We start from the raw sequence: 25,517 nt of genomic DNA on the forward strand, positions 1-25,517 counted from the left end.
GCATCATGACTCAGCACAACGAGTTCGATCTTGCGGTGGTCGGGACGGGCGGCGCGGCGATGTCCGCGGCGATCCACGCCCGACTCGAGGGGGCGAGCGTGGTCGCCATCGAATCGGGCACGCTCGGTGGCACCTGCGTGAACGTGGGTTGCGTGCCCTCCAAGACCCTCCTCGCGGCCGCGCACACCCGCCACGCCGCGCTCACGAACCCGTTCCCCGGCGCCGCCACCTCCGCTGGGGCCGTCGACCTCGGCGCGCTCGTGCAGCAGAAGGATGAGCTGGTCGGCATGCTCCGCCAGACCAAGTACGCCGACATCGCCGCCGCCTACGGGTTCGACATCCTCCCCGGCACCGCAACATTCACCGATCCCTCAACACTGCTCGTCGATGGACGACCGGTTCGCGCCAAGTCGTATCTCATCGCCACCGGCGCCGAACCGACCATCCCAACGATCCCCGGCCTCGAGCAGATCGATTACCTCACGTCGACCACGGCGATGGAACTCACCGAGCTGCCCGCTTCGCTCGTGGTGATCGGCGGCGGATTCGTCGGCCTCGAACAGGCCCAGCTGTTCGCCCGGCTCGGGGTCGAGGTCACCATCATCGGCCGGCTCGCCCCGCACGCCGAACCAGAACTCTCCTCCGAGCTCCGCAAAGCCTTCCTGACCGACGGAATCACCGTCATAGGCGACCGCGCCGCAACGATCACCCCACACGACGACCTGGTCCGAGTCCTCACCCGCACCGGGAAAGTAGCTACCGGTGAACGCGTCCTCGTCGCCACCGGCCGCACCCCCCGCACCGACGGGCTCGGCCTCGCCACTGCGGGCATCGCGACCGACACCCGCGGCTTCATCATTGTCGACGAACAACAGCGGACCACGAACCCGGCGGTGTTCGCCGCCGGCGACGTCACCGATGTGCCTCAGTACGTGTACGTCGCCGCGAGGACCGGGAAGATCGCCGCACACAACGCCCTCGGTCACTCTGAGCAGGTCGACTACACCGGGTTGCCCTCCGTCCTGTTCACCTCACCCCAACTCGCCTCGGCCGGGATCACCGAAGCCGAAGCCCTCGCCGCCGGCTACCGATGCGCCTGCCGCTACCTCCGACTGTCCGACGTGCCCAGAGCCATCGCCAACCACAACACCCGCGGCGGCATCAAGATCGTCGCCGACGCCGACACGGGCAAAGTCCTCGGCGTCCACGCCCTCGCCGACACCGCCGGCGAGATGATGCTCGCCGCGACCTACGCGATCAAAGCCGGATTCACCGTCACCCAACTCGCCGACACCTGGGCCCCGTACCTCACCATGGCCGAAGGCATCCGACTCACCGCGAACCTCTTCCGCAACGAACTCCCCACCTCCTGCTGCGCCTAACAGCAAACAGCAGCACACACCCGGGGCCAGTTCTAGCCGTCACCCCGGGGCCAAATCAGGTTGACAAAATCATGCCAGAGTGCGGCTGACGATCCGGGCGCGTAGCGGCTAGGTGCGTGGGTCAGATCCTTCCGTTAACGCGCCGGGGTGAATCCGGTGGATAGCGCGGGGTGCTGGGAGAATCGATTCATGACGGTGACTGCCAGCCTGGAGGGTCTGTTCGAGGTCGAGCCGGGTGAGGCGCGGGCGCCGGGATCGGCTGCACCGGCGGGTGCGGGCAAGACGTTCCGTGGGTATGACCAGGGGCAGTGTTTCCTGCTCCCGCCGAGTCTGGATGACTGGCTGGACGAGGATGATGAGGCCCGGTTCATCTCCGAGGTCGTCGAAGAGCTCTTGGATCTGACGCCGGTCTACGCGTCGTACGCGTCCGCCTCGGGTGCGCCTCCGTATGACCCGCGGATGATGTTGAAGCTGCTGCTGTTCGCGTACGCGACGGGCGTGACCTCGTCTCGTGAGTTGGAGCGGCGCTGCAAGCGCGATATCGCCTTCCGGTGGCTGTCGGGCAACCAGGCGCCCGACTACCGGTCGCTGGCCCGGTTTCGTCGGCGTCACCTGGATGCCCTGCCGGGGTTGTTCCTGCAGGTGCTGCGGGTCTGCGCGGAGGCGGGGCTGGTGCGGTTGGGGCGGGTCGCGCTGGATGGCACGAAGCTGGCTGCGAACGCGTCGCGGCATAAGGCGATGAGCTATGACCGGATCGTGCCGAAGATCGATCAGCTCCAAGCCGAGGTCGCTGCGCTGCTCGCCGAGGCGGAGGCGGTCGATGAGGCCGAGGATCAGCAGTTCGGCCAGGACCGGCGCGGGGACGAGGTCGCCCCGGAGCTGGCCCGCCGTGAGGGGCGCCTGGCAAAACTACGTGCCGCGAAGGACGCGATCGAGGCCGACGCCGCCGAGAAGGCGGCAGCCGTGGCGCGGAAGAAGGCCGACGCCGCCGGTCAGCCCCCTGAGCAGGCCGACGCGGCCGTCGCGACTGCGGTGGACACGGCGGCGCCGAAGCCGAAAGCGCAACGCAATTTCACCGATCCTGAGGCGCGGATGATGAAGACGGTCCGCGGCTTCGATTACGCGTTCAACGCGCAGGCCGTTGTCGATGAGGGCCACCAGATCGTGTTGAGCGCCGAGGTCACCCAGCAGGCCACCGATATCCAGCAGTTCGTCCCGATGGCCGAGCAGACCCTACGGAACCTCGACGCGGCAGGAATCGAGCGTTCCCCAGAGGTCGTCCTCGCTGACGCGGGCTACTGCTCGGAAGCCAACCTCGAAGCCGCCGACGATCTGGACGCACAGGTGTTGATCGCGACGGGACGGCAACGTCACGGCGAGAGCTTCCCTACCGCCGGCGCCCCGGACCCGGCCCCAGAGGACGCGAGCCGGCGGGAGCGGATGGCGCACGCGCTGCGCACCGAGCAGGGCCGCACCGACTACGCGCGCCGCAAAGCCATCGTTGAACCCGCGTTCGGGCAGATGAAGACCCGGCAAAACGCCGGACAGCTCCGGCTACGCGGACTCGCCGGCGCCCAAGGCGAATGGCTACTCCACACGATCTGCCACAACCTCCGCAAGCTCCGCGTCGCTACAGCCGCCGGGCTGGCGCCCGCATAGGCCTCCCCAGGGGTCCCTGGGCGTCACAGCACGCACCGACAGTCGCCACGAGCCCCTCGCCGTGCGATCCCGCACGCTCTCACACCGCAACGGCCCGCCCGTTCCCGTTCGCGACCGTCAGCGCGCGATGCCAGAGTCAACGCCGCGCGCCACGCCACCCGATTCTGACCCGCGCACCTAGAGGCTCAGCTCGCGGCACTACAGGATTCCACGGCACGCACCGTGGCGGATTACCAGGCCGGCGTGGAAGCTCGACGGCGCGCCGAGGAGGAAGCGAGACGACGCGCTGAGGAAGCGGCACGGCGTGCAGCCGAGGCAGCGGCTGCGGCTGGCGGGGGCGGCAGCGGCGGCGGCATGGCAGGACAGATCGGGCAGTCGGGTTGGGCGCGACCGTCCGGCGGGCGACCGACATCACGTTACGGAGCGCGCGCGACAATCTGCGAGAACGGTTATTGCACCGGCTATCACTACGGCACTGACATGGCGACGGGCTGCGGGGCTGGCGTTTTTGCGGCGAGTGCGGGTCGTGTTGCATACGCCGGGACATATGGAGCGTTCGGCCAGCACGTCCGCATCGATCATGGCGGTGGCATATTGACGGCATACTCGCACCTTCAGCAGGGCGGGATATTGGTGAGCTACGGGCAACAGGTCGCAGCGGGCCAGTTGGTTGCGCGGGGTGCGTCTCGTAGCTTGGTGTCAATTCCTGCGGGGTTCTCGTCGTCGTTGACGTAGGAGGGCCATCGTGGGATGACCAGTTGTTTCCGCCAAGAAGCAAAGAAGAGATCCCACGATGACCCAGAATCAGTCTGCCTTGACGACCCTGATCGCAGAAGTCCTCGCCGATCCTGACCTCGCCCATTCCGACGTGTTCCGTCGGATGCTGCAGGCGGGGCTGCAGGACCTTGTTGACGCGGAAGCGACCGCGAAGATCGGCGCGGCCCGTTACGAACGCACGGCGGAGCGCACCACGCGTCGCAACGGTGCTCGCGCGAAGACGCTCGCCACGCCCGCGGGGGAGGTCGACATTCAGATTCCGAAGCTGCGGGAGGGGTCGTTCTTCCCGAGCCTGCTCAGCCCACGCCGCCGTGTCGACAAGGCGCTCTACGCGGTGATCTGCCAGGCCTGGATCGACGGAGTCTCCACCCGCAAGGTCGACCAGCTCGTCCGCGCGCTGGGCAACGACACCGGCATCAGCCGGTCCACCGTCTCCCGCATCTGCTCCGAGATCGATGAGGTGGTGCACGAGTTTCTGCACCGCCGGCTCGATCACACCTGGTTCCCGTACCTGTTCCTGGACGCCACCTACCTCGACGTGCGCCACCGTGGCCGGGTTCTCTCCCAAGCCCTCATCGTCGCGACCGGGGTCAGCGGCGACGGCCGTCGGGAGATCCTCGGGATGGCTCTCGGCGACGCGGAGACGACGGACTTCTGGACCGAGTTCCTCCGCTCCCTCCGCGACCGCGGTCTGAAAGTCTCCACCGACACAGACCCGCTCGGCGTGACCCTCGTCACGTCCGACGCTCACGCCGGCATCAAAGCCGCCGTCAAAGCGATCCTCCCCGGATCGGGCTGGCAGAGATGCCGCGTCCACTTCGCTCGTAACGTCACCCAGAAGCTCGGATCGGCACGCTCCAAGCCCGTCAACGCGCTGATCTCGACGATCTTCGCGCAGACCACCCCCGAGGCCGTGATCGCCCAGTATCACCAGGTCTCCACGTCCCTCCGCGGGTCGTTCCCGGAGATCGCAGACATGCTCAATGCTGCCGAAGCAGACCTCACCGGATTCGCGCCGCTCCCGCGTGAGCATTGGCAGAAGGTCTGGTCCAACAACCCGATCGAGCGCCTCAACCGTGAGATCAAACGCCGCGCCGACGTCGTGCAGATCTTCCCCGACCGCGACTCCGTCACCCGCCTCATCGGCGCCGTCCTGCAGGAGCAGCACGAGGAATGGCAATACGGTGAACGCCGCTACCTCTCCGACATCTCCATGCGCAAACTCGTCCACACACTCCAAGACCACGCCGAGCCTGAGCGCCCCGACCTGTTCCTCACCGCCTGACCCTCACCCATCAAGGAAGCAGCCGGATTGACACCACAACACGGGACTTGACCGTTGCGCGGGAAGGGAACTCCGGATTGTCGCGGGGTTGCCATTTGCACTTCGAAGTGTGGCGAAACGGGCAACGAATCAACCCGGAACCATTCATGAGCGAGCGCGGCATCTCTATCTGATCTGGCAGCTAGAGGCGGCGGTACCAGCCGACTCACCAGGAATGGAATGTAAGATACCCCGTGGCGGTATAACCGCCGATAATCGGATTCGGCGAAAGGTTTCGCACATGAGCGTGATGCATCTACGCGTCGCCCTCACTCGCCGCGTCGGCTATATCCGCCCCCTTCTTCTCGCGACTCTGGGCGCCGCACTCATCATCGTTGGGCTACTGTCCATGCATGGGATGGGCGGTACCGCCGAACATTCGGTGCCCGCCTCTACTCAGGCACACGCTGTTGGTTCGGAGTCGTTGACGCACGACAAGCCCGCGTCAACGGATCTCGAAGAAACCGCAGGAGACTGCTCATCAATGTGCCCGACAGGGGACATGATGTCCATGCTCGCGTGCGTAGTGGCCCTCATGGTAGGCGCCCTCCTCGTCGGCGTCCGCCCGAAGGCCATGCGCGTCCTCCCGCGGCACCTCATTTCTCCTCGAATAAGCCGCCGTGTCGAAGATAGTGCGCCACCCGAGCCTCCTGACCTGAACGTCCTCTCCATCAGTCGAACGTGAACGGGTAGCTGCCACCACGCAGCCCGCTCTGACCACGGCTTCACCCAACACAAACGACGAACTTTTGAGGACAAGAAATGCGCACTCGATCCACCCTGCTCGCAGCAGGAACAGTTGCCACTGCACTTTTTCTTGCCGGCTGTACCGGCACGAGCATGGACGGCATGGACGGCATGAATGGCAACGAGCCATCGACAGGCATGTCGGCGGAGGCGACGGACGTCGATTTCAACGACGCCGACGTTTCCTTTGCGATGGAAATGATCATGCACCACCAGCAGGCGATAGAAATGTCCGACGTTCTCCTCGCGAAAGACGACGTCGCGCCCGAGGTCATCTCTCTCGCCGAACGCATCAAAGCCTCGCAGCAACCCGAAATCGACACCATGAACGGTTGGCTCGCGTCTTGGGGCCGGGAGACAATGGGTTCCATGGGCTCCATGGACAGCATGGGCGGGATGATGTCGGAAGAGGATATGACCGCTCTCGAAGACGCCTCGGGACCGGCGGCATCTTCGCTGTTCCTCGAGCAGATGATCGTGCACCACGAGGGAGCCATCGAGATGGCGCAAGCGCAGTTGACGGATGGGCAGAACCCGGACGCCGTGGAACTTGCGCAGAAGATCATCAACGATCAGACAGCGGAGATCGCAGAGATGGAGCAGCTGCTCACGCAGCTCTAAGCGCTTCGTGCCCGTAGCCACCTGCCATTACGAGGGGTCGCCGTGAAACTGGCGACCCCTCGCTTACCCCTCTTCGCCAGAAAGCGCTCATGACCCGCACGTCCAAACATCGCTCTCAGCGAGGCGGGAGTCAACAACTCCGCCTCGCTGTCACAGTCGTCATCGCCACGCTGACGCTCGTCGGCTGCAGCAACTCACCCGACGCAACAACACCGGAAGGCATCGCCGAGCTCCAACACGTCCATGGCATAGTCGACAATCCCGACGGAGACGGCATCTTGATCGCGACCCACGCCGGCATTTATGGTCTCGACTCCGTAGACGGAAATGGAGAACTGACCAAGCTTGTCGGCGGATGGGAATTCGATGCAATGGGCATCACCTCGACAGCCGATACTCTCTACGCCTCCGGGCATCCTGGGCCCGCGACACCGGAGGGTTTCGGCAGTCCGAACGTGGGCTTGGTTCAATCGGACGACGGCGCCCTCACCTGGCGGAGCGTGTCGCTTGCCGGGGTAGCGGATTTTCACGACCTGAGTGCCGCGTCTGAGGAATCCGAAACCATATACGGGCTGCAGGGCGAGGCGCTGCGCCGCAGCGACGACGGCGGCCAGACGTGGGTCGACCTTCCCCCCGTGCAGGCCCGCGACATTGTCGTGTCCCCCGGCAGCGGAGGCACGCTAAACGCGACAACGGAAGCGGGGCTGGCGGTGAGTTCTGACGGCGGCGAGAGCTTCGTCACCGACCCCCAGGCGCCCGTGATGTATGTCATCGCCGCCCGGAACGACGGAGGCCTCGTCGGAGTCGACCTCGCTGGCACGGTTCGCTACCAGGACGGACCTTCCGCGGAATGGGTTTCCGGGGGCGCTCTCTCGGGTACGGCGCAGGCGTTCAGCTATCTGGACGAGTTCGGAATGCTTCTCGCGGCCGATGATCGAGGAGTGCTCGCGTCGGAGGATTTCGGTGTGTCATGGGTGACCCTGATCGCGTCGTGAATGCGCGCCTAAGCCGGAGCACCTTTAGCGCACCATTGAACGTTGATAGGGTGAGGAGGACATGATCGCCCCGGTGTCGTCCCGACCCTCGTCAATCTTGTCCGAACGCCTGTTGATAACGAAGATCATTACGAGCGTGGCGCTCGCGTTCTTTCTCATCCTCGGCGCGTGGGTGTCGACTCACTCCGAGCAGGAGGCCGCTGCGCCGGTTCCTGTCGGCGTCGCGCTGATCGATTCACACGTCGAAGCGCCCGCTCCGGCCGTTCAGACGATCGTTAGCACATACTCGGGCACCGATTCCCTATGGGGAATAGCGGTGTGCGCATTTGGAGTGCTGTGCGGGCTTCTTCTCGTGCTGATGGCGACCAATTGGTTCCATTCGCGGGGGCGCCCAACCCACGCCAACGTCGCGCTCGCGATGACCCGCGTACTCCTCCTCGCGCCGCCCCTGCCTCGCAAGGTAGCACTTTCACTTACGCAATTGAGCATTTCTCGAACCTGATACTCGCTGCGCCGTCTTGGTGATGGCGTCTCGCTCCGGCCGTCCGCCGGAGGCATCCGTTTCTATGCCGTTCGCGTGTTGAGTGTGTGGAGTTGCTTCGTGAAAACCCCCGTAAAGGCGACATTGATCGCCATTGCTGTCGCTGTCGTTCTGGTACTTGCCGGAATTATCTATGCCCTCGTGAACCAGAGCGAGCCCTCGGCCCTCACAGGCGACGCCGGGGTTGTCTCGGTGGTGCGCCCCGACTCGCATGTCGTCGACGACGGAGGTGATGGCGCGGTCATTGTCGTGGAGTTCCTGGACTTCGAGTGCGAGGCGTGTGGCGCGTTCTACCCGATCGTGGAAGAAATACGGGAAAAGTTCGACGGCGAGATCACCTACGTCATCCGCTACTTCCCGCTGCCCGGGCACACCAACTCCACGAACGCCGCGCTCGCGGCCGAAGCGGCTGCGCAGCAGGACCAGTTCGAGGCGATGTATCAGCGACTGTTCGAGACTCAAGCCGAATGGGGCGAGTCGCAGGAATCCCGCGCGGATATGTTCAGAGGCTTTGCCGAGGGACTGGGGCTCGACCTCGCCGTCTACGACGCGGCAGTCGCAGACCCAGCCACGCTGGCTCGGGTGCAGTCGGACTTCGACGACGGACGCGCGCTCGGCGTCAGCAGCACCCCCACATTCTTCGTAGACGGGGCACTTCTGGAGCTGCAGCAGTGGAATGACCTCGAAGACACGATCGATCAAGCAGTCAACGGAGCGTCCGACTGAAATCGGCGTGAGCCGAGCCGCAGGCAATCGTAGACGCTCGCCACCGACCTCACGTCTCGACGCGGGCGAGGAATGAAGCGATCGCGATGGCCCGTCAGATCATCGACCGCCCCTGAAAGGAGCGAACCGTGGGCGCAGGACACAGCCACGACATGAGCGAAGCGACCCCCCGCAATAAATTGCTCATCGCATTCTCGATCACCCTGGCGGTGTTCGTGGTCGAAGTGATCGGATCGATCATCACCGGCAGCCTCGCGCTGCTGGTCGATGCGGGGCACATGCTCACCGACGTGATCGGCCTCGCGATGGCGGTTACCGCCGCTAACCTCATGAACCGTCCCCCGTCCGACCGGCACACCTGGGGGCTCCGGCGCGCCGAGGTTCTCAGTGCACTCGCCCAGGCCGCCCTTCTCTTGGGCGTGGGGATCTTCGCTCTCGTCGAAGGAATCCGACGTCTATTCGAGCCGCCCGAGATCGCATCCGGCAGCCTGTTGTTCTTCGGGATCGTCGGCCTGGTCGCGAACATCGCGTCCCTGCTGGTACTGATGAGCGGTCGCACACGCAACCTGAACATGCGCGCCGCGTTCCTCGAGGTCCTCAATGACGCACTCGGCTCGGGCGGTGTCATCGCCAGCGCCATCTTGATCGCCACCCTCGGCTGGTACCAGGCAGACGCCATCGCCGGCATCCTGATCGCCCTCCTGATCATCCCACGCACCTTCATCCTGCTTCGCGCCTCCGGCAGCGTCCTGCTCGAATCCACCCCGCCCGCCCTTGACCTGGCGGAGGTACGCCGACACATCCTCGAACTCCCGCAGGTGGTCGCCGTGCACGACCTGCACGCCTCCCAAGTCTCCACCGACCTCCCGACGCTAACCGCACACGTCGTGGTCGACGACACCCTCACCCCGGAGCAGTCCGCCCGGCTCCTGCGAGCACTCCAGGAATGTGTCGCCGAGCACTTCCCAGTCAGCATCGAGCACGCCACCTTCCAGATCGAACCGCAATCACACCCCGGAGAGCACACCACCCATGCGTAAATCCCGCCGCTACCTCTTTTCCGTCATCGCTGCAGTCCTTCTCGGGTCTGGAATCACGCTCGCGGCGGCAGGCCCGGCGCAGGCGCACGACGACCTCCTGGGCTCCTTCCCGGATGCAGATTCCACGGTCGCTGTCTCGCCGGATGAGATCACCCTGTCATTCAGCGGCGAACTCATCTCTGACATGCAATCAGCGGTCATCGAGGTGACCGCGCCCGGCGGCGAGAACATCGCTACTGACGCCCCGACTGTCAGTGGCACCACGATCACGCAACACCTAGAACCCAACCCCCCGGATGGCGCCTTCACCGTTCTGTGGCGGGTTGTTTCCGGCGACGGCCACCCGATCAGCGGCGAGTACACCTACACGGTCGAACCGATTCAGAGCGACGCGAGCACCCCGGGCGCGGGTGCGACGGAACAAGCGCCCGAACCGTCCATCACCTCCGCCGAGACAACCACCAACACCGGCGGTAGCGAGCCCTTTGGAGGTGTAGCACTCCTGCCGATCCTCGCAGTACTCACCGGGGTCATCATCCTCGGAGCGGGGTTCATCGTGGTGTTCAAGGTCACCCGCGAACGTCGACTCCGCAACGAGGAAGCGGTCGACCGACAGGAGCAGCAGGATTCCGAGCGCACAAGTAAGGACGCGTCCCATGAAAAGTAACCAGGTGCGATTGTTCGCGACGGCATGCATTGTCGCCGCAGCCGTAGTGGTGGTCGATCAGGCAACGAAGGCGGCTGCCATCGGCGGGCTGAGCGAGACGGAGCGGATACCCATCCTGGGTGACTTGCTCGGGCTGCAGCTGGCGTTCAACCCCGGGGCGATCCTCTCCCTCGGCTCCGAAGCAACTTGGCTGCTCACCCTGCTTGGCGCGAGCGCCATGGCGTTCCTTGTCGTCGCCGCAACGCGTGCTCGCAGCGCCGGGTGGGCGGCAGGAATCGGACTGATCCTCGGGGGCGCGCTCGGAAACCTTATCGACCGATTGTTCTCGCCCCCCGGATTCGCACGCGGCGAGGTAACCGACTTTCTCGCGTACGGGAACCTTTTCATCGGCAATCTCGCCGACATCGCCCTCGGCGCCGGCGCGCTCGTTCTCGCCGTGACGCTCTTGAATCGCTCCCGGCGCACTCGCGAAGGCCGTCCCGCGAGCACAGCTGCTGACGAGTCGAACATGCAGGTGGTTCCGTGAGCGACAAAGCCCGTGTTGCTTCATCCTTTCAACGGAACGCGTTCGCCCCCGGGCTCGTAGCTGCGGCTGTGCTGTTCGTTGCCCCCGTCCTCGTGGGAGACGACTGGTTCACCCTGGTGCTGTTCGTCACCGCCATCCTGGCTGCCATCGTGGGATGGTTCTCGATCCAAGCCCGCCAATGGTGGTGGACGCCTGTATTCCTCGCTGTCGCCGTAATCTGGAATCCCGTGTTCCCGCTGCCGTTCGCCGGTCCCGTTTGGGCGGGCGCTCAGTTCTTCGCGGCGGTGGCGTTCCTCGTCGCGGGTGTGCTGATCAAGGTGCCGCGCACATGAGCCTGCGCGAGCGAATCGGCTGGCCCTCCACGGTGCTCGCCATCGCCATAGTGCTCTCGGGATGCGCCGCCAACGACGCTCTCGCGGAGCAGTACCGGGACGGGAGTGAGAAGGGCTACATCTCCGGCGACTTTCAGGTCGTGGAGATCCCGGAGGGCGAGCGCGGCGATCCGGTCGATTTCGAAGGAGTCATCGAGACCGGAGAACCGGTCTCCAGCAGCGACTACAGGGGGGACGTTCTGGTCGTGAACTTCTGGTATGCGGCATGCGGCCCATGCATCGTCGAAGCGCCGCTCCTCGAGGAGGTATGGCAGAACTACCAGAGCGAGGGCGTCGCCTTCCTCGGGGTCAACACCTACGATCAGCCTGCCACCGCTCTGTCCTTCGCCCGGGACAACAACGTCACCTACCCGAGCGTCATCGACGTGAACGATGGAACCGTCAAGCTTGCGTTCGCGCAGGTCACTCCCATCCAGGCCACCCCAACCACACTCGTCCTAGATCGGGACGGGCGGGTCGCCGCCCGGATAATCGGGCAGTTGGCAACCGCATCCATCCTGTCCACCCTCGTCGATGACGCTCTCGCGGAGGACTCTCCGTGAATCCCGGTCAGCTGGTCTTCGATGGCGCCCTGTGGGTAGCGATCCCCATCGCCGTCCTCGCCGGTCTCGTCTCGTTCGTCTCGCCGTGCGTGCTACCTCTCGTGCCTGGCTACCTCGGCTACCTCGGTGGCACCTCGGTAGGTGATGGGGGAGCTGCTGATACTAATCAGCGCACGGCCACTGCGGACCGTGCCCGCATGATCGTGGGAGTGGGTTTGTTCATTGCAGGGTTCACCGTGGTGTTCGTGTCCGTGACGATCCTCGGCGGCACATTCGGTTACCTGCTGCTGCAATACGCGAACGTCCTGACCCGCATTTTCGGCGTGGTGGTGATCGCGCTGGGGCTGGTGTTCATCGGCTTCTTCGGGATCGCACAACGCACCCTGCGGCCCCGCGTCCAAGGCCGGGCCGGATTAATCGGTGCACCCCTACTTGGGTTCGCACTCGGTGTCGGGTGGACTCCCTGCATTGGCCCCACGCTGGCAGCGATCCTGTCTATGTCGTGGAACCTCGGCGACCCCGCCCGCGCGGGTCTCCTCGGGCTTGCATACTCAATGGGGCTCGGCATTCCCTTCCTTCTCCTCGCGCTCGGGTGGGGGTGGGCGTCACGCTCGGTGTCGATCCTCCGCCGCCACATCCGCGTCCTGAACATCGTCGGCGGGGCGCTGCTGGTTGTCTTGGGGCTGCTGATGGTGACCGGACTGTGGACCGCGCTGATGTCCACACTGCAGCAGGTGGTGATCAATGTCCCCGCCCCGCTCTGACACCGATAGTGCGGTCGATCCGCTGCGGCCGCCCGATCACGCCGACACCGATCGGGCCGACATCGTCGCCCCCTCTCTCGGGCTGGTCGGGTGGATGCGATGGGCGTGGCGTCAGCTGACCAGTATGCGCACCGCCCTCGTCCTGTTGCTCTTCCTCGCGATCGCCGCCGTTCCGGGATCGCTGTTTCCGCAACGCAGCGCAGACCCGAACGGGGTCATCCAGTGGGAGCGCAACAACCCCGACGTCTTCCCCCTGGCCGACGCAGTCGGCTTGTTCGATGTGTACTCGTCGCCGTGGTTCTCCGCGATCTACCTTCTGCTGTTCGCCTCCCTCATCGGCTGCGTGATCCCGCGCGCGAAGCACCATTACACCGCACTGCGGGCCCAGCCGCCTCGGACCCCTGCTCGGCTTGCCCGACTCCCGGCCTATCAGGAAACAACCCTGCCTGTCGTCGGCGGAAACACAGACGCCATGGGGCTCGCAGTTGACCTCGCGGAACGTCAGATGCGTCGGGCCGGCTATCGCGTGCACCGCTACGAAGGTGCGGGCTGGGCGTCGGTGTCGGCCGAACGGGGCTATGTGCGTGAGACCGGCAATCTGGTTTTCCACGTCGCCCTGGTTGGAGTGCTCACCTCGGTCGCCGTGGGCACCGGGTTCGCCTATACCGGACAGCGGGTCGTGGTGGAAGGCACCACGTTCGTCAACGCGCTCAGCGACTATTCCTCGTTCAATCCCGGCCGGTTCGTCGACGGGACCGTGCTCGCACCGTACTCACTCACCCTCGACGATTTCCAGGTCTCGTACCGACTCCCCGGCGCGCCTGGGGCCGGGCAGGCGGGGGACTTCTCTGCGGACGTCACCGTCCGCACACCGGGAGACGACGACCGCGCCGAGAGCGTGCTCGTGAACTACCCGATCACCGTTGATGGCGATCGGGTCTACCTTCTCGGCAACGGCTATGCTCCCACCCTCTCCATCCGCAACTCCGACGGCGAGCTGGTCTACAGCGAGTCGCAGCCGTTCCTTCCGCAGGACTCTGCGATGACCTCTTTGGGGATCATCAAGATCCCGGACGGTCTGCCGGAGCAGGTCGGCCTCGTCGGCTTCTTCTACCCCACGCAAGGCGTACTTCCCTCAGGCGCGTTCACCTCGATCTACCCCGATGTCGCGAATCCGGTCCTCACCCTCAATGTGTTCAGCGGCGATCTCGGCATCGATGACGGGATACCCCGGTCGGTCTACACACTGGATGTCGGCGGGCTCACCCAGCTCACCGGCGCTGACTCCGGCCTGGACTCCCTCGAGCTCACCCCTGGAGGCACCGCTGATTTGCCGAACGGGTGGGGCACCATCACCTGGGAGGACGACACGGAACAGGTCGGCGAGCCGGTGAAACGGTTCGCGTCCCTACAGATCCAGAGGGATCCCAGTGGCGTCTGGGTGCTCGTCTTCTCGATCCTCGCCCTCCTGGGGCTGTTCGCCGGACTGTTCGTCCCGCGCCGACGCCTCTGGGTCAAAGCTCGTCTGATGCCGGACGGGGTTCACGTCGAATATGCCGGTCTCGCGCGGGGAGAGGACCCGGCCCTTTCCCGCGCCGTCAGCGACTTCGCATCGCGACACTCCACCGCTTACACCGACCTGCCGAACGCAGCCCCACGCCCATGACGGAATGGATCTCGGACGCACCGCCCACGTTGATGGGGTTCCTTTCCCCTGTCCCGCTGCCGTTCCCGCTGTTGCCGCTTATCGCGGCAGCTCTTGCGGTCGTCTACCTCGTAGGCGCGATCCGGATGTGGACGCGGGGCAGGCGCTGGCCGATCTGGCGAACAGTCAGCTTCCTGCTGGGCTGCGTCAGCCTCGCCGCCATCACCGGGCTGGGAGTCGAGGCCTACGGGTACGCGCTGTTCTCGGTGTTCATGTTCCAGCAACTCACGCTCATGATGGCGATCCCACCGCTGTTGGTCCTCGGCTCGCCGGGCACGCTGCTCTTGCGCGCCACCCCTCACCACGGCGCCGGCCGCATTGTCCTCCAGATAGCTCACGCGGGGCTTCGCAGCCGGTTCGCGCGGTGGCTCCTCAGCCCCTGGATCGCGCTGCCGCTCTATCTCTTCGCGTTCTACGGTCTCTACCTGGCCGACTTCGCCGACCTCATCCTCGCTTTGCCCGGAGGTCATCTCGGCCTCGAGGTCGGCTTCCTCATCGCGGGGATCCTGTTCACCATCCCCGTGCTTTCCTCAGACCCGTTGCCCGTGCACCTCAATCACGCGGGACGAGCACTCGACGTCTTCGCGGAAGCCGCGCTGCACGCATTCTTCGGGGTGTTCCTGATGATCGCGGCAAGCCTTCTTATCGACAACTTCGCCGCATCCAGCCTCGCCCTCGGCGTTGACCCCCTCGTAGACCAGAGAATCGCGGGAGGGCTGGCCTGGTCGTACGGAGAAGCACCCACCCTGCTGATGCTCCTCTTCGTCATGCATCGCTGGTACCGCGACGACACCACCCGCGACGCAGCCGCCGCACGATACGCCGACACACACGGCGACCCCGATCTCGACGCCTACAACGCCTACCTCGAAACGCTCCGCAAGAGGGACACCTGACGAATGCTCTCGCTCACCTTCGCCTCTCACCCGACGCGACGCCGACACCGGCGACGGCAGGGTCACCGCTGTCCCGCCCCGAACCCGGCTCACTCCGGCCTCGATCGTCGATGCCTGGCTCACCACCCTCCTGCCGATCAGCGCCGGAGCCGGATTGATCCTTTTCGGATTCACTCACCGTCTTCGCAACCGACCTCGCCCTCACGATTGGAAACAACTCAATGCCCGGAACAGACCCACTTTCCCTCGATGGGATCTCACTGCTGCTGGTGTGGACGGCAATCGCCACCTACTCCCTAGCCTTCATCGCCTTCACCATCGACCTGGCGCAACGTGCCTCGCGCGCCGATACAGCGCACCTCCAGGAGCACCTACCCGCGCTCGTCGCTGTGGGCACAAACGCCCCCCACTCCGGCGTGGCAGACTTCGCCAACACTGCCGCCGCGAAACCAGCAGTCATCGATGCCCTGCGGGTGCCGCCAAGACTGCGCCCCCGACTGCTGTGGGCGCGCATCGGCACCGCGCTCACCGTCCTCGGGTTTCTCTTCCACGCGGCGGGCACCGTCTCACGCGGCATCGCGGCCGAGCGGGTTCCGTGGGCGAACATGTACGAATTCGCCCTCACCGGGACGTTGCTGATCGTGGCGGTCTTCCTCCTCGTCCTCCGGTTGTACGACCTGCGTTTCCTGGGTGCATTTCTCCTCGGAATGGTCGTGCTCCTTCTCGGTGGGGCGGCGGTCGCGTTCTACGTGGAGGTCGTCCCGCTGATGGACCCGCTCAAGAGCATCTGGCTGGTGATCCACGTGTTCGTCGCGTCCCTCGCCACAGCACTCTTCGCGATTGCATGCGGAATATCGGTCACGCAGTTGCTGCAAGCGCGCCGCGAGACGCGAGACTTGGCTACGTCCGACGATGCCGACATTCCCCGCTCTGGACTTCTGCGCGCACTCCCCAGTTCCGACGCCCTGGAATCGCTGTCCTACCGGTTTGCGATCGTCGGTTTCATGTTCTGGACATTCACGCTCATCGCCGGCGCCATCTGGGCAAACGACTCGTGGGGCCGCTATTGGGGCTTCGACACCAAAGAGGTGTGGACTTTCGTCATCTGGGTGCTCTACGCCGGTTACATCCACGCCCGGGCGACCCGCGGATGGCGGGGCAAGCGTTCCGCCTGGCTGTCCATCATCGGTTTCATGACCGTGCTGTTCAACTTCACCATCGTCAACATCTTCTTCAAGGGCCTGCACTCATACTCGGGCCTCAGTTGATCGGCAGGTTCAGGACGTCGAGGCGAGTGCGGGCTGCGAGGCGGCTGACTCAGTCATGCTGCGAACGAGAGCCGGGCGACGCGCAGCGCGAACGCCGTTCGCGATGACGATCAGCTCGGCTATCTCGTGAACCAGGACGACCCCAGCGAGCCCCATCACCCCGAATAGCGCGAGGGGGAAAAGCACAACGACAATCGCCAGCGCAAGGCCGATGTTGGCCGTCATGATCCGCCGACCGCGTCTCGCGTGCGCCAAGGCAATAGGGATAAGGCGAAGATCGTGGCCCGTGAAGGCGACGTCAGCAGATTCGATCGCCGCCGCGGAACCGCGCACTCCCATGGCGATCCCAACCGTTGCGGTAGCCAGCGCCGGGGCGTCGTTGATGCCGTCACCGACCATCGCGGTCGGATGCGTCGCCACGAGCTCCACGATCGCGTCGGCCTTATCTTTCGGCAGCTGCTCCGCCCGGACTTCGGTAATCCCGGCTTCCTCAGCGATCGCGCGCGCGGTGCGATCGCTGTCACCGGTGAGCATGATCGTGTCGATGCCCTGCGCGTGCAGCATCCGAACGGTCTCTGCCGACTCGGGCCGCAGCTCGTCACGCACCCCAATCAGACCGGCGAGCTGACTGTCTGCTTCGACGACAACAACGGTCATGCCGTGAGCTGCAATCTCTTCCGCGGCGACGCGGAGCCCCCCGGGGTCCAGCCAGCAGGCGTTGCCGACGTGCACGACCCGGTCGCCCACCTGGCCGGTGACACCGTGGCCGGCGTCCTCCACCACGTTCGTCGCGGAGGCGCCTCCCGTTCCGGCTTGGTTGATCGCCGCAGCCAGTGGGTGTGTGCTGGTGGCCTCGACCGCTGCAGCCCAGTCCAACAGCTCCTCGCGGGTAACGCCCGGGGCGGGTCGCACGTCCGCGACAATCGGTCTGTTGCGGGTGAGTGTTCCCGTCTTATCTAGTGCCACGGTACGAATGGTGCCGAGTTGCTCGAACGCCTCGCCGGACTTGATCACCACACCGAACTTTGATGCGGCGCCGATCGCGCTGATCACCGTCACCGGAACCGCGATCGCCAAAGCGCAGGGCGACGCGGCGACGAGGACGACCAGGGCGCGCTCGACCCACGTCCCGGGATCCCCCACGATGAACCCGAAAACGACGATCGCGGCAGCGGCAACCAGCACTACAGGCACTAGGGGGCGCGCGATGCGATCTGCGAGCCGAGCCCGATCTCCTTTCCGGGCATGAGCTTGCTCCACCAAAGCAACGATCTGCGTCAGCGAGTTATCCCGTCCATTCGCAGTCGCCTCGATGCGGAGCGTGGCCGCCCCATTCACCGAACCCGCGGCGACCGTCGCGCCAGGCGCGACATCTACCGGGATGGACTCGCCCGTCACTGCAGACGTGTCCAGACTCGAGCGACCCTCCACGACCACACCGTCCGTCGCGACACGTTCGCCGGCACCCACAACCAGGATGTCGAGTTCGCGCACCTCCGAGGCGGGGATCGTGAGATCGCTGTCAAGGCGCGAGACGCGCGCCGTCTCTGGAATCAGGGATAGTAGCGCGCGCAGGCCCTCCTTTGCGCGGTCCATCGCACGGTCCTCAAGGGCTTCGGCGAGGGAGAACAAGAACGCAAGCGTGGCTGCCTCGCCCACGTGGCCGAGCAGCACAGCCCCGATCGCGGCGATCGTCATCAGCAGTCCCACCCCGAGACGTCCGCGGAGAAGCCGCCGAACAGCGCCGGGAACGAACGTGTACGCGCCCGCCACCAACGCGGCCGACTGCAACGCCAACGCGAGGATGTCGAGCCCAGACCACTTGAAGATGTACCCGACGAGCAGGAACACCCCAGAAAGCACGGAGGGCAGCAGCGCACGATCGCGCCACCAGGCAGGGCGGACCTCCTCATACTGGTAGCGCCGATTGTTGCTGAGTTGCGTATTCAGCGGCTTCCGACTCTTCTCCCAATGAATGGTGGGGCACTGATCACCAATGATTGATCAGCGCTTGCTGTATAGTTCAGTACATGCTGACTATTGCTTCGCGCCTCGACGTCATGAACCGGCTCGGCCGGGCCATGGCGGACCCGACGCGCTCCCGGATCTTGATGACTCTGCTGAACGCACCGAGCTATCCGGCCGTGCTCTCGCGCGAGCTGGAGCTGACCCGCTCGAACGTCTCGAACCACCTGACGTGCCTGCGTGACTGCGGGATCGTGGTCGCCGAGCCTGAGGGTCGCCAGACGCGCTACGAGATCGCTGACCCGCATCTTGCGGCTGCGCTCGTCGCGCTCGTGGATGTGACGCTGGCGGTCGATGAGCACGCGCCGTGTGTGGACTCGTCGTGCACGGTGCCGGGCTGCTGCGGTACAGGGGCGGACGCGTGAGCGCGGCGTGTAGCTGCGAGCACGAGCCTGCCACTGCGGCGGAGGATGAGACCGAAGAGGTGGAGCGGCCCTGGTGGAGGGACCCTGGGATCATGGTGCCGGTCTTCTCCGGTGTCGCGTTCCTGGCTGGTCTGATCCTTGAATGGTCCGGGCTCAAGATCCCGGCGCTCGTACTGTTCTGGATCGGCCTGCTGCTGGGCGCGTCGACGTTCACTCCTGGCGCGATTCGGAAGCTGTTCAAGGGCAAGCTCGGGATCGGGCTGCTGATGACGATCAGCGCGATCGGCGCGGTCATCCTCGGCTATGTGGAGGAGGCCGCTGCTCTGGCGTTCTTGTACTCGATTGCTGAGGCGCTTGAGGACAAGGCGATGGACCGTGCCCGTGGCGGCCTGCGGGCGCTGCTGAAGCTCGTGCCGGAGACGGCGACCGTGCTGCAGAGCGGCGTCTCTGCGCAGGTGCCGGCGAGGGAGTTGACGGTCGGCCAGGTCATGGTGGTCCGCCCGGGCGAACGGATCGCAACCGACGGGATCGTCCGCTCTGGCCGCTCAAGCCTGGACACCTCGGCGATCACCGGGGAGTCGATCCCCGTCGAGGTCGAGCCCGGGGACGCGGTGTCGGCCGGCGCGGTTAACAGCTCCGGCGTGCTGGAGGTCGAGGCGACCGCGGCCGGTACCGATAACTCGCTTACGACGATCGTGGAGTTGGTCGAGAAAGCGCAGACGGAGAAGGGCGAGCGTGCGCGTCTCGCGGACCGGATCGCCCGCCCGCTCGTACCCGGTGTGCTGATTCTCGCAGCGCTCGTCGCGATCATTGGGTCACTGCTGGGCGACCCGGAGGTATGGATCACTCGTGCGCTCGTCGTGCTGGTAGCGGCCTCTCCGTGCGCGCTGGCGATCTCGGTGCCGTTGACGGTCGTTGCCGCGATCGGCGCGGCGAGCAAGTTCGGCGTGATCATCAAGTCCGGCGCGGTCTTCGAGCGCTTCGGCACGGTCCGGCACGTCGCGGTCGACAAGACCGGCACCCTGACCCGTAACGAGCCCGCGGTCACCGCGGTCCTCACTGCGAACGGCATTGCCGAGGAGCAGGCGCTGGCTTGGGCGGCGGCTCTGGAGCAGCACAGCACGCATCCCCTTGCGGCGGCGATCACCGCTGCAGCCCCGGGTGTTCCCGTGGCCGCGGATGTGACCGAGCAGGCCGGGCACGGCATCGACGGCACCGTCGATGGCGCTCGTATCACGGTCGGCAGCCCCCGCTGGCTCGACGCCGGCGAGCTCGGCGACCGGGTTGCAGGGCTTGAGGAGCAGGGCATGACTGTCGTGATCGTGCACCGCGACGAGGCACCGGTCGCGGCGATCGGCGTCCGCGACGAGCTGCGTCCGGAAGTCCCCGAGGTGGTCCGCACGCTTGCGGATCAGGGCGTCGGCATGACGATGCTCACCGGGGACAACGCCCGCACCGCTCGTGCGCTGGCTGCGCAGGCCGGGATCGCTGATGTGCGCGCGGAGCTGCGCCCTGAGGACAAGGCGACCGCGATCGGCGAGTTGTCGAAGGCGGGATCGGTCGCGATGATCGGTGACGGCATCAACGACGCCCCGGCCCTGGCGTCCGCGGACATCGGCATCGCGATGGGAGCGACCGGCTCCGATGCGGCGATCGAGTCTGCGGACGTGGCCTTCACGGGTCATGATCTGCGGCTCATCCCGCGGGCGTTCGATCACGCGCGGCGGGGCCGGCGGATCATCAACCAGAACATCATCCTGTCCCTGCTGATCATCACCGCACTGCTCCCGCTCGCGCTCTTCGGGGTCCTGGGGCTCGCGGCTGTCGTCCTGGTCCACGAGGTCGCGGAGGTCATCGTGATCCTCAACGGCCTGCGCGCCGCACGCACCCGCACACCACGAATGGAAAGCTGATGCTCGCAACCATCGGGTCGGCGATCGGCCTGTTCGCGGCGACCAACATCGACGACATCGTCGTGCTCACCGTGCTGTTCCTCGCCTCCAGCCGGGGAAAGCCGCGACCGTGGCAGATCGTCGCAGGCCAGTACCTCGGGTTCATCACACTCGTCGTGATCAGCGTGATCGCCGCGCTCGGTCTCACGATCGTCCCGGACGAATGGGTCGGCTTCCTGGGTCTGATCCCGCTCGGCATCGGCATCTGGACGCTCATTCGCGGCCTGCGCCGTAACGGCGACGACGATGATGACGACTCCAAGATCACCGCGGTCGGACTATGGGGGGTCGCCGGGATCACGATCGCCAACGGGGCCGACAACATCTCCCTCTACACGCCGATCTTCCGCACCAGCTCGCCCGGCGACGTCGCGGTCATGATCGTCGTGTTCCTGATCCTCGTCGCCGTCTGGTGCGCTGCCGGGCGACTGATCGGCACCCACAAGGCCGTCACCGAAACGCTCGAACGTGTCGAGCACTGGCTCGTCCCCGTCGTGTTCATCGGCCTGGGCCTGTTCATCCTCATTGAATCCGGCGTTATCGTCCGTCTCTTCGAGGCCCTCGCATGACCCCGGACACGAATACCGACGTTGAGTCGGCATCGGCGTCGGGAGAGCGTCCGCAGAGAGGACGCTGGCGGCTCACTGCCTGGGCGCTTCTGATCGCCGTGGTCGTCGTCGTGATCGATCAGGGAACGAAAGTGTGGGCCGAGGCCACCCTGTCGGAGCACGAGCGCATCCCGCTGATCGGCGACCTGTTGGGCCTGCAGCTCGCGTACAACCCCGGCGCGGCGTTCTCCTTCGGGGAGAGCTTCACCTGGGTGTTCGCTCTCATCGCCGTCGCGGCCACGGCCACCGCGATCGTGTTCGCGTTCCGGGTCCGACGCCCCGGGTGGGCGATCGTGATCGGTGCGCTCGGCGGGGCCGCTGCTTCGCACGCCGGCGACCGGCTTTTCCGCCAACCAGGATTCGCCCGGGGGCACGTCGTCGACTTCCTCGCCTACGGCAACTGGTTCATCGGGAACCTCGCCGACATCGTGATCGTCACCGCTACGATTGCCGGAGCGCTCCTGATGCTCCGCGGCACCGAGAACTGAGAGGGCCAACCATGGAGATCACCCTGCAGTACTTCGACGGCTGCCCGAACTGGGAAGTACTCGACCGCCGGCTTGCTGAGCTGCTCGACGGTCGATCAGATATCCGCGTCACACGACAGTTGGTCGAGACCGCCGAGCACGCCGAGCGCCTCGGATTCCACGGGTCACCGACCGTCCTCGTCGACGGCGTCGATCCCTTCGCCGACGAGCACACGCCGGTCGGGCTCGCCTGCCGGGTGTTCCGTACCCCTGCCGGGCTGGGAGGCTCTCCGACCGTCGAGCAACTGCGCGAAGCGATTTCCGGCCCGGCTCTGACGGGTGATGCTTGATCAGGGGTGGGTGGAGCGGAGAGCCGGGTAATCGGACCACTCGCCACCGGCGAGACGCGACCATGAGGCAGCGGATGCCGTCGTGATGCCGAGGAGATCCGAGACGATCCGGGGATGCAGTTGCCGGGTGAGCTCGATGAGCGCTGTCGTGCGGGCGCTCCCGGCAAGCAGGCCTTCGGCGCGAAGGCGACGGCTGAGCGGCCCCGGGGTGAGGTGACGGCCCGGGTTCCGGCCGGGGAACAACCACCCTTCAGGATGGCCCTTTGTGGCATCGACGAGCTCGACGATGGCGTCGCCGAGGATCGCGGGGACCTCGATCGGCTCGGCCCCGACGGTGAGCGTCACGGGCCGCGAGCTCGTGTCGACCTGTGCCCGGGTGATCGTGACGATGCGGGTCAGCTGGATCCCGTAGAGCAGCACGAGGAGACCCGCGGCCCGGGTCTTCGGGTCCATGTCGGCATCGGACAGGAACCTGCGGGCCATCTGCCATCGGTGATCAGAGGCGTAGTCTCGCCCCTCGAGGCGATGGGCTCGAAACTCGACCCGAAGGGTGCTCAGCCGGTGTTTTCGCAGCCAACGAGTGAACGGTGCCAGCGCGTCGCGTTGGCTAGGCGAATCGGTCAGATACGCGTCGAGTAGGCGCTGCGGGAACGTCGCCAGCGTCTCCTGCTGCGCCCGGATCTCCCCGAGGAACGCGGCGCAGTACTTCAGTGCAGCCCTCTGCCTCTGGAAGCCGGAAGCAGGGCTGGACGCGCTGCGCAGTGTCCGAGTGGATCGGAGGAGCTCCCAGGTGCAGTAGCGGCGCAGGATCAGCCGGTCCTCGGGATGGTCGATGCCACCGAGCCAGTCGTTGAGCCAGTGGTCGAAGCGCGTGCCCTCGACGTCGAGCTCCGGCAGCACGCCGGAACGGACCAGCAGTGAGAGGAGGAACGCGACCGACTGTCCCGACCGGGCTCGGGTGATGATCGCCTCGGCGGTGAGCGGCAGGGTCCCGTCCGCGAGCTCGCGGAGCACCATCGCGCACTTGCTCTTGTGCAGCCAGCGTTCGAGCGACGCCGCTTTGCCATGGTGCGTGAGCAGATAGTCAGCAAGCGGGTGGAGATCCTCACGGATCTCTCCCGCATCGTCGGCGAGCAGCTGTTGGATCGCGACGGGCCGGCGGCACTCGACGCAGAGGTGCCGCTGGAGGGGCTCGTGATGGGCACTCGCGCCGGGGACCTGGATCCGGGGGTGCTCCTCGCGCTCGGCCGCGCCGGCGTAGCATGGGATCGGCTGGAGGCGCTGCTCACGCGCGAGAGCGGCCTGCGGGCGCTGGCCGGCACCGAGGACATGCGCGACATCCATGCCGCGGCCGCCGCTGGGGATGCGAGCGCCGCCGCTGCGCTCGACGTCTACCATCCCCGGCTGCGCCACTATCTCGGCGCCTACCTCGCCCAGCTCGGCGGAGCGGACGCGATCGTCTTCACCGGCGGCGTCGGCGAGAACGCCGCCGCGACGCGCGCGGCGGTGGTCTCCGGCATGGCGGGCCTGGGCATCCTGATCGACCCGGCACGCAACGAGGCGAGGGCCGACGGGGCGCGAGCGATCTCGGACCCGAGCTCACCGGTCGCCGTGCTGATCGTTCCCACGGACGAGGAGCTCGAGATCGCCCGGCAGTCGCTCGCAGCGGTCAGCGTCTAGCGGTTCGGTCGACGTCGGAGGAGGCGGTCTCGTTCGTCCGATGCCGTCGGATGACGTTCAAGACGAGGACGGTTGCGAGCACCAGTGCCAGCACGAACATGGTCGCGATGAACCACAGGAAGTCCGAGCCGATCAGGATGTTGCTGATGACGAAGCGTCCGAAGGCGACGAGCACCCCGGCCGCCGTGCCGAGGTAGAGCCACAGCGTGCGGCGGGACAGCAGGGACGCGCCGATGCCCAGCAGCACGATCCCGAACCCCGCGATGAAGCCGCCCCAGGTCGAGAAGACGATCCCGAGCCAGTCCACGAATGCCACTGGCAGCGTGGCGGCGTCGATACCCGTATGCCGGATGTCTTCTGGCAGGAGGGAGGGTCGAAGGAACAGGAAGTAGACCCCGATCCCGAGGGTGAAGACGCCGAGCGCGGTCGTGAGAGCGCCGCCTAGCAGGTCCTTCCGGAGACGTTCCTGAGTGGGCATCCGAGACATCCGTCCTGTTCGACCGTGGGGCGCGTTCTCGCCTGGACCTGTGCCGGTGAGATGTGCCCTGGGCCCCAAGCGTTGCACAGGACATCCCGATCGGGCGAGAGCGGTCAGAGCCGGTCCAGGATGAACTGCACCCGCTCGTCGGCGCTGAGGACCGGAACCCGCACGACCGGCAAGGGCAGCGCTTCGTACACCTGGGTCAGCAGTTCGTGGATGCGCTGCTGGGCGGCGGTGTCCTCGGTGCGGGCGTAGTCGGCGGCCAGGGGCAGCAGGTCGAGGATGAACGTCGTGCGGTAGTCGACGTGCTCGAGCGCGGTGAGCAGGGCGGGGTCGGGCTCGAGATCGAGGAAGCGGTAGTAGGCGAGGGAGTCGGGGACGGCCCGGTCGAGGAACACGGTGGCGTCCGGGTCGAGGGCAGCTTCCTCCGCGAGCTGCATGTCCAGGACGCCGCGCTGGAACTGCCGCTGCTTCGCCCGGACCTCCTCGACGGTGCGGCCGGCGATGCGCTGCAGGTCGAGATAGTGCCGGGCATGCTCGATGGTGGTGGTGTAGCCGCGGTCCCGCAGCAGGTTCACGGTGGTGGTCTTGCCCGAGCTGGGCCCGCCGGTGATGACGTACCAGTTGGTCACGTTCGCCCTTTCGCTCTGCCCGCTCCGGGAATATCCTCTTCACGAAGTACCTTATACCGCTATAGGGTATACGATCGACGTCGGAGGTGGCTGAGATGGCACACGGATACGTGGATGACAAGCAGGCGCTGCTGGCGCGGTTGCGTCGAGCGGAGGGGCAGGTGCGCGGGATCGCGCGGATGGTCGACGAGGACGTGTACTGCATCGACATCCTGACCCAGGTCTCGGCGGCGACGAAGGCGCTGGAGTCGGTCGCGCTGACGCTGCTGGAGGACCATCTCGGGCATTGCGTCGCGCAGGCGACCGCGCAGGGCGGCCCGATCGCGGAGGAGAAGCTCCGCGAGGCGAACGCCGCGATCGCGCGGCTGGTCCGCTCCTAGAACGT

General features: G+C 66.0%; 29 protein-coding genes. 25 read left to right on the forward strand and 4 right to left on the reverse strand.

The genetic code is table 11. From position 1 onward, the window contains the following. The first annotated feature begins 5 nt into the window (after positions 1-5). From merA to ccsB, 18 genes are all read left to right on the forward strand, one after another. Complete coding sequence (gene merA, locus CGU35_RS13380; protein WP_069696261.1) at positions 6-1,382, forward strand: mercury(II) reductase; 1,377 nt, start codon at positions 6-8, stop codon at positions 1,380-1,382. A gap of 189 nt (positions 1,383-1,571) precedes the next feature. After that, positions 1,572-3,041 carry an IS1182 family transposase gene (locus CGU35_RS13385; protein WP_036294992.1) on the forward strand — a complete coding sequence of 490 codons (1,470 nt, stop codon included), beginning with the start codon at positions 1,572-1,574 and terminating at the stop codon, positions 3,039-3,041. A 354-nt stretch (positions 3,042-3,395) separates the two neighbouring features. Beyond that, the gene (locus tag CGU35_RS18620; RefSeq protein ID WP_269800328.1) at positions 3,396-3,776 is read left to right on the forward strand and encodes a murein hydrolase activator EnvC family protein; all 381 of its coding nucleotides are present in this window, start codon (positions 3,396-3,398) and stop codon (positions 3,774-3,776) included. Positions 3,777-3,834: 58 nt separating this feature from the next. After that, positions 3,835-5,103 (forward strand): IS256 family transposase, encoded by a 1,269-nt coding sequence (locus CGU35_RS13395; protein WP_100809674.1) that lies wholly within the window; start codon positions 3,835-3,837, stop codon positions 5,101-5,103. Between the two features lie 289 nt (positions 5,104-5,392). Then, positions 5,393-5,827, forward strand: a complete 435-nt coding sequence (locus CGU35_RS18840; protein ID WP_369122003.1) for a DUF6153 family protein — start codon at positions 5,393-5,395, stop codon at positions 5,825-5,827. Between the two features lie 77 nt (positions 5,828-5,904). Further along, complete coding sequence (locus tag CGU35_RS13405) at positions 5,905-6,510, forward strand: DUF305 domain-containing protein (protein WP_036297900.1); 606 nt, start codon at positions 5,905-5,907, stop codon at positions 6,508-6,510. 89 nt (positions 6,511-6,599) lie between these two features. After that, a complete protein-coding gene (locus CGU35_RS13410; RefSeq protein WP_051513316.1) occupies positions 6,600-7,505 on the forward strand; it encodes a WD40/YVTN/BNR-like repeat-containing protein in 906 nt (301 codons plus the stop codon). Positions 7,506-7,566: 61 nt separating this feature from the next. Then, a complete protein-coding gene (locus tag CGU35_RS13415) occupies positions 7,567-8,007 on the forward strand; it encodes a hypothetical protein (protein WP_036297898.1) in 441 nt (146 codons plus the stop codon). 99 nt (positions 8,008-8,106) lie between these two features. Further along, complete coding sequence (locus CGU35_RS13420; RefSeq protein ID WP_036297896.1) at positions 8,107-8,772, forward strand: DsbA family protein; 666 nt, start codon at positions 8,107-8,109, stop codon at positions 8,770-8,772. 128 nt (positions 8,773-8,900) lie between these two features. Continuing rightward, on the forward strand, positions 8,901-9,812 hold the full coding sequence (locus CGU35_RS13425) for a cation diffusion facilitator family transporter (protein WP_036297894.1): 912 nt from the start codon (positions 8,901-8,903) through the stop codon (positions 9,810-9,812). Continuing rightward, a complete protein-coding gene (locus tag CGU35_RS13430) occupies positions 9,805-10,479 on the forward strand; it encodes a copper resistance CopC family protein (protein ID WP_051513314.1) in 675 nt (224 codons plus the stop codon). The genes CGU35_RS13425 and CGU35_RS13430 overlap by 8 nt, the downstream gene beginning before the upstream one ends. Then, complete coding sequence (locus CGU35_RS13435) at positions 10,469-11,005, forward strand: signal peptidase II (protein ID WP_100812062.1); 537 nt, start codon at positions 10,469-10,471, stop codon at positions 11,003-11,005. Before CGU35_RS13430 ends, CGU35_RS13435 begins: the two co-directional genes overlap by 11 nt. Further along, positions 11,002-11,337, forward strand: coding sequence for a DUF6804 family protein (locus tag CGU35_RS13440; protein WP_100812063.1), 336 nt, complete (start codon positions 11,002-11,004; stop codon positions 11,335-11,337). The genes CGU35_RS13435 and CGU35_RS13440 overlap by 4 nt, the downstream gene beginning before the upstream one ends. Further along, on the forward strand, positions 11,334-11,939 hold the full coding sequence (locus CGU35_RS13445) for a TlpA family protein disulfide reductase (protein WP_036297888.1): 606 nt from the start codon (positions 11,334-11,336) through the stop codon (positions 11,937-11,939). The genes CGU35_RS13440 and CGU35_RS13445 overlap by 4 nt, the downstream gene beginning before the upstream one ends. Further along, positions 11,936-12,703 carry a cytochrome c biogenesis CcdA family protein gene (locus CGU35_RS13450; protein WP_036297886.1) on the forward strand — a complete coding sequence of 256 codons (768 nt, stop codon included), beginning with the start codon at positions 11,936-11,938 and terminating at the stop codon, positions 12,701-12,703. Before CGU35_RS13445 ends, CGU35_RS13450 begins: the two co-directional genes overlap by 4 nt. Next, positions 12,684-14,369 (forward strand): cytochrome c biogenesis protein ResB, encoded by a 1,686-nt coding sequence (resB, locus tag CGU35_RS13455; RefSeq protein WP_100812064.1) that lies wholly within the window; start codon positions 12,684-12,686, stop codon positions 14,367-14,369. The genes CGU35_RS13450 and resB overlap by 20 nt, the downstream gene beginning before the upstream one ends. Beyond that, complete coding sequence (locus CGU35_RS13460; protein ID WP_100812065.1) at positions 14,366-15,304, forward strand: cytochrome c oxidase assembly protein; 939 nt, start codon at positions 14,366-14,368, stop codon at positions 15,302-15,304. Before resB ends, CGU35_RS13460 begins: the two co-directional genes overlap by 4 nt. A 221-nt stretch (positions 15,305-15,525) precedes the next feature. Further along, positions 15,526-16,572, forward strand: a complete 1,047-nt coding sequence (gene ccsB, locus CGU35_RS13465) for a c-type cytochrome biogenesis protein CcsB (protein ID WP_100812066.1) — start codon at positions 15,526-15,528, stop codon at positions 16,570-16,572. Between the two features lie 9 nt (positions 16,573-16,581). Here the strand turns inward: ccsB and CGU35_RS13470 are convergent, their stop codons facing one another. After that, a complete protein-coding gene (locus CGU35_RS13470) occupies positions 16,582-18,435 on the reverse strand; it encodes a heavy metal translocating P-type ATPase (protein WP_232711314.1) in 1,854 nt (617 codons plus the stop codon). Positions 18,436-18,602: 167 nt separating this feature from the next. Between CGU35_RS13470 and cmtR the strand changes: the two genes are divergently transcribed. From cmtR to CGU35_RS13495, 5 genes are read left to right on the forward strand one after another with little or no spacing between them, the layout of a single operon-like run. Next, positions 18,603-18,962 carry a Cd(II)/Pb(II)-sensing metalloregulatory transcriptional regulator CmtR gene (gene cmtR / locus CGU35_RS13475; protein WP_036297877.1) on the forward strand — a complete coding sequence of 120 codons (360 nt, stop codon included), beginning with the start codon at positions 18,603-18,605 and terminating at the stop codon, positions 18,960-18,962. Continuing rightward, complete coding sequence (locus CGU35_RS13480) at positions 18,959-20,875, forward strand: heavy metal translocating P-type ATPase (RefSeq protein WP_198519605.1); 1,917 nt, start codon at positions 18,959-18,961, stop codon at positions 20,873-20,875. Before cmtR ends, CGU35_RS13480 begins: the two co-directional genes overlap by 4 nt. Then, positions 20,875-21,483, forward strand: coding sequence for a cadmium resistance transporter (locus CGU35_RS13485; RefSeq protein ID WP_036297875.1), 609 nt, complete (start codon positions 20,875-20,877; stop codon positions 21,481-21,483). Before CGU35_RS13480 ends, CGU35_RS13485 begins: the two co-directional genes overlap by 1 nt. Continuing rightward, the gene (locus CGU35_RS13490; RefSeq protein WP_036297873.1) at positions 21,480-22,010 is read left to right on the forward strand and encodes a signal peptidase II; all 531 of its coding nucleotides are present in this window, start codon (positions 21,480-21,482) and stop codon (positions 22,008-22,010) included. The genes CGU35_RS13485 and CGU35_RS13490 overlap by 4 nt, the downstream gene beginning before the upstream one ends. Before the next feature lie 11 nt (positions 22,011-22,021). Then, positions 22,022-22,339: a hypothetical protein gene (locus CGU35_RS13495; RefSeq protein WP_036297871.1), complete on the forward strand. Its 318-nt coding sequence runs from the start codon at positions 22,022-22,024 to the stop codon at positions 22,337-22,339. Here CGU35_RS13495 and CGU35_RS13500 read toward each other — a convergent pair whose 3' ends face one another. Then, complete coding sequence (locus CGU35_RS13500) at positions 22,340-23,356, reverse strand: hypothetical protein (protein WP_081766240.1); 1,017 nt, start codon at positions 23,354-23,356, stop codon at positions 22,340-22,342. It abuts the gene before it with no gap. Positions 23,357-23,434: 78 nt separating this feature from the next. Between CGU35_RS13500 and CGU35_RS13505 the strand changes: the two genes are divergently transcribed. Further along, complete coding sequence (locus CGU35_RS13505; RefSeq protein WP_232711316.1) at positions 23,435-24,019, forward strand: hypothetical protein; 585 nt, start codon at positions 23,435-23,437, stop codon at positions 24,017-24,019. On the opposite strand, the gene CGU35_RS13510 is transcribed toward CGU35_RS13505, so the two are convergent. Both CGU35_RS13510 and CGU35_RS13515 read right to left on the reverse strand, forming a co-directional pair. Beyond that, a complete protein-coding gene (locus tag CGU35_RS13510; RefSeq protein ID WP_081766238.1) occupies positions 24,009-24,497 on the reverse strand; it encodes a hypothetical protein in 489 nt (162 codons plus the stop codon). The genes CGU35_RS13505 and CGU35_RS13510 overlap by 11 nt on opposite strands. 113 nt (positions 24,498-24,610) lie before the next feature. Then, positions 24,611-25,132, reverse strand: coding sequence for an AAA family ATPase (locus CGU35_RS13515; protein ID WP_021010663.1), 522 nt, complete (start codon positions 25,130-25,132; stop codon positions 24,611-24,613). A 95-nt stretch (positions 25,133-25,227) separates the two neighbouring features. Here CGU35_RS13515 and CGU35_RS13520 point away from each other — a divergent pair, with 95 nt between their 5' ends. Next, positions 25,228-25,512: a metal-sensitive transcriptional regulator gene (locus tag CGU35_RS13520; protein ID WP_036297866.1), complete on the forward strand. Its 285-nt coding sequence runs from the start codon at positions 25,228-25,230 to the stop codon at positions 25,510-25,512. The last annotated feature ends 5 nt before the right edge of the window (positions 25,513-25,517 follow it).

The organism is Microbacterium sp. BR1 (assembly GCF_002812725.1).
GTDB lineage: Bacteria > Actinomycetota > Actinomycetes > Actinomycetales > Microbacteriaceae > Microbacterium.

Coding starts and splice junctions, on each gene's coding strand:
- merA (WP_069696261.1), top strand. CDS start 6: ATGACTCAGCACAACGAGTTCGATCTTGCGGTGGTCGGGACGGGCGGC.
- CGU35_RS13385 (WP_036294992.1), top strand. CDS start 1,572: ATGACGGTGACTGCCAGCCTGGAGGGTCTGTTCGAGGTCGAGCCGGGT.
- CGU35_RS18620 (WP_269800328.1), top strand. CDS start 3,396: ATGGCAGGACAGATCGGGCAGTCGGGTTGGGCGCGACCGTCCGGCGGG.
- CGU35_RS13395 (WP_100809674.1), top strand. CDS start 3,835: ATGACCCAGAATCAGTCTGCCTTGACGACCCTGATCGCAGAAGTCCTC.
- CGU35_RS18840 (WP_369122003.1), top strand. CDS start 5,393: ATGCATCTACGCGTCGCCCTCACTCGCCGCGTCGGCTATATCCGCCCC.
- CGU35_RS13405 (WP_036297900.1), top strand. CDS start 5,905: ATGCGCACTCGATCCACCCTGCTCGCAGCAGGAACAGTTGCCACTGCA.
- CGU35_RS13410 (WP_051513316.1), top strand. CDS start 6,600: ATGACCCGCACGTCCAAACATCGCTCTCAGCGAGGCGGGAGTCAACAA.
- CGU35_RS13415 (WP_036297898.1), top strand. CDS start 7,567: ATGATCGCCCCGGTGTCGTCCCGACCCTCGTCAATCTTGTCCGAACGC.
- CGU35_RS13430 (WP_051513314.1), top strand. CDS start 9,805: ATGCGTAAATCCCGCCGCTACCTCTTTTCCGTCATCGCTGCAGTCCTT.
- CGU35_RS13435 (WP_100812062.1), top strand. CDS start 10,469: ATGAAAAGTAACCAGGTGCGATTGTTCGCGACGGCATGCATTGTCGCC.
- CGU35_RS13445 (WP_036297888.1), top strand. CDS start 11,334: ATGAGCCTGCGCGAGCGAATCGGCTGGCCCTCCACGGTGCTCGCCATC.
- resB (WP_100812064.1), top strand. CDS start 12,684: ATGTCCCCGCCCCGCTCTGACACCGATAGTGCGGTCGATCCGCTGCGG.
- CGU35_RS13460 (WP_100812065.1), top strand. CDS start 14,366: ATGACGGAATGGATCTCGGACGCACCGCCCACGTTGATGGGGTTCCTT.
- ccsB (WP_100812066.1), top strand. CDS start 15,526: ATGCCCGGAACAGACCCACTTTCCCTCGATGGGATCTCACTGCTGCTG.
- cmtR (WP_036297877.1), top strand. CDS start 18,603: ATGCTGACTATTGCTTCGCGCCTCGACGTCATGAACCGGCTCGGCCGG.
- CGU35_RS13485 (WP_036297875.1), top strand. CDS start 20,875: ATGCTCGCAACCATCGGGTCGGCGATCGGCCTGTTCGCGGCGACCAAC.
- CGU35_RS13490 (WP_036297873.1), top strand. CDS start 21,480: ATGACCCCGGACACGAATACCGACGTTGAGTCGGCATCGGCGTCGGGA.
- CGU35_RS13495 (WP_036297871.1), top strand. CDS start 22,022: ATGGAGATCACCCTGCAGTACTTCGACGGCTGCCCGAACTGGGAAGTA.
- CGU35_RS13500 (WP_081766240.1), bottom strand. CDS start 23,356: ATGGTGCTCCGCGAGCTCGCGGACGGGACCCTGCCGCTCACCGCCGAG.
- CGU35_RS13510 (WP_081766238.1), bottom strand. CDS start 24,497: ATGCCCACTCAGGAACGTCTCCGGAAGGACCTGCTAGGCGGCGCTCTC.
- CGU35_RS13520 (WP_036297866.1), top strand. CDS start 25,228: ATGGCACACGGATACGTGGATGACAAGCAGGCGCTGCTGGCGCGGTTG.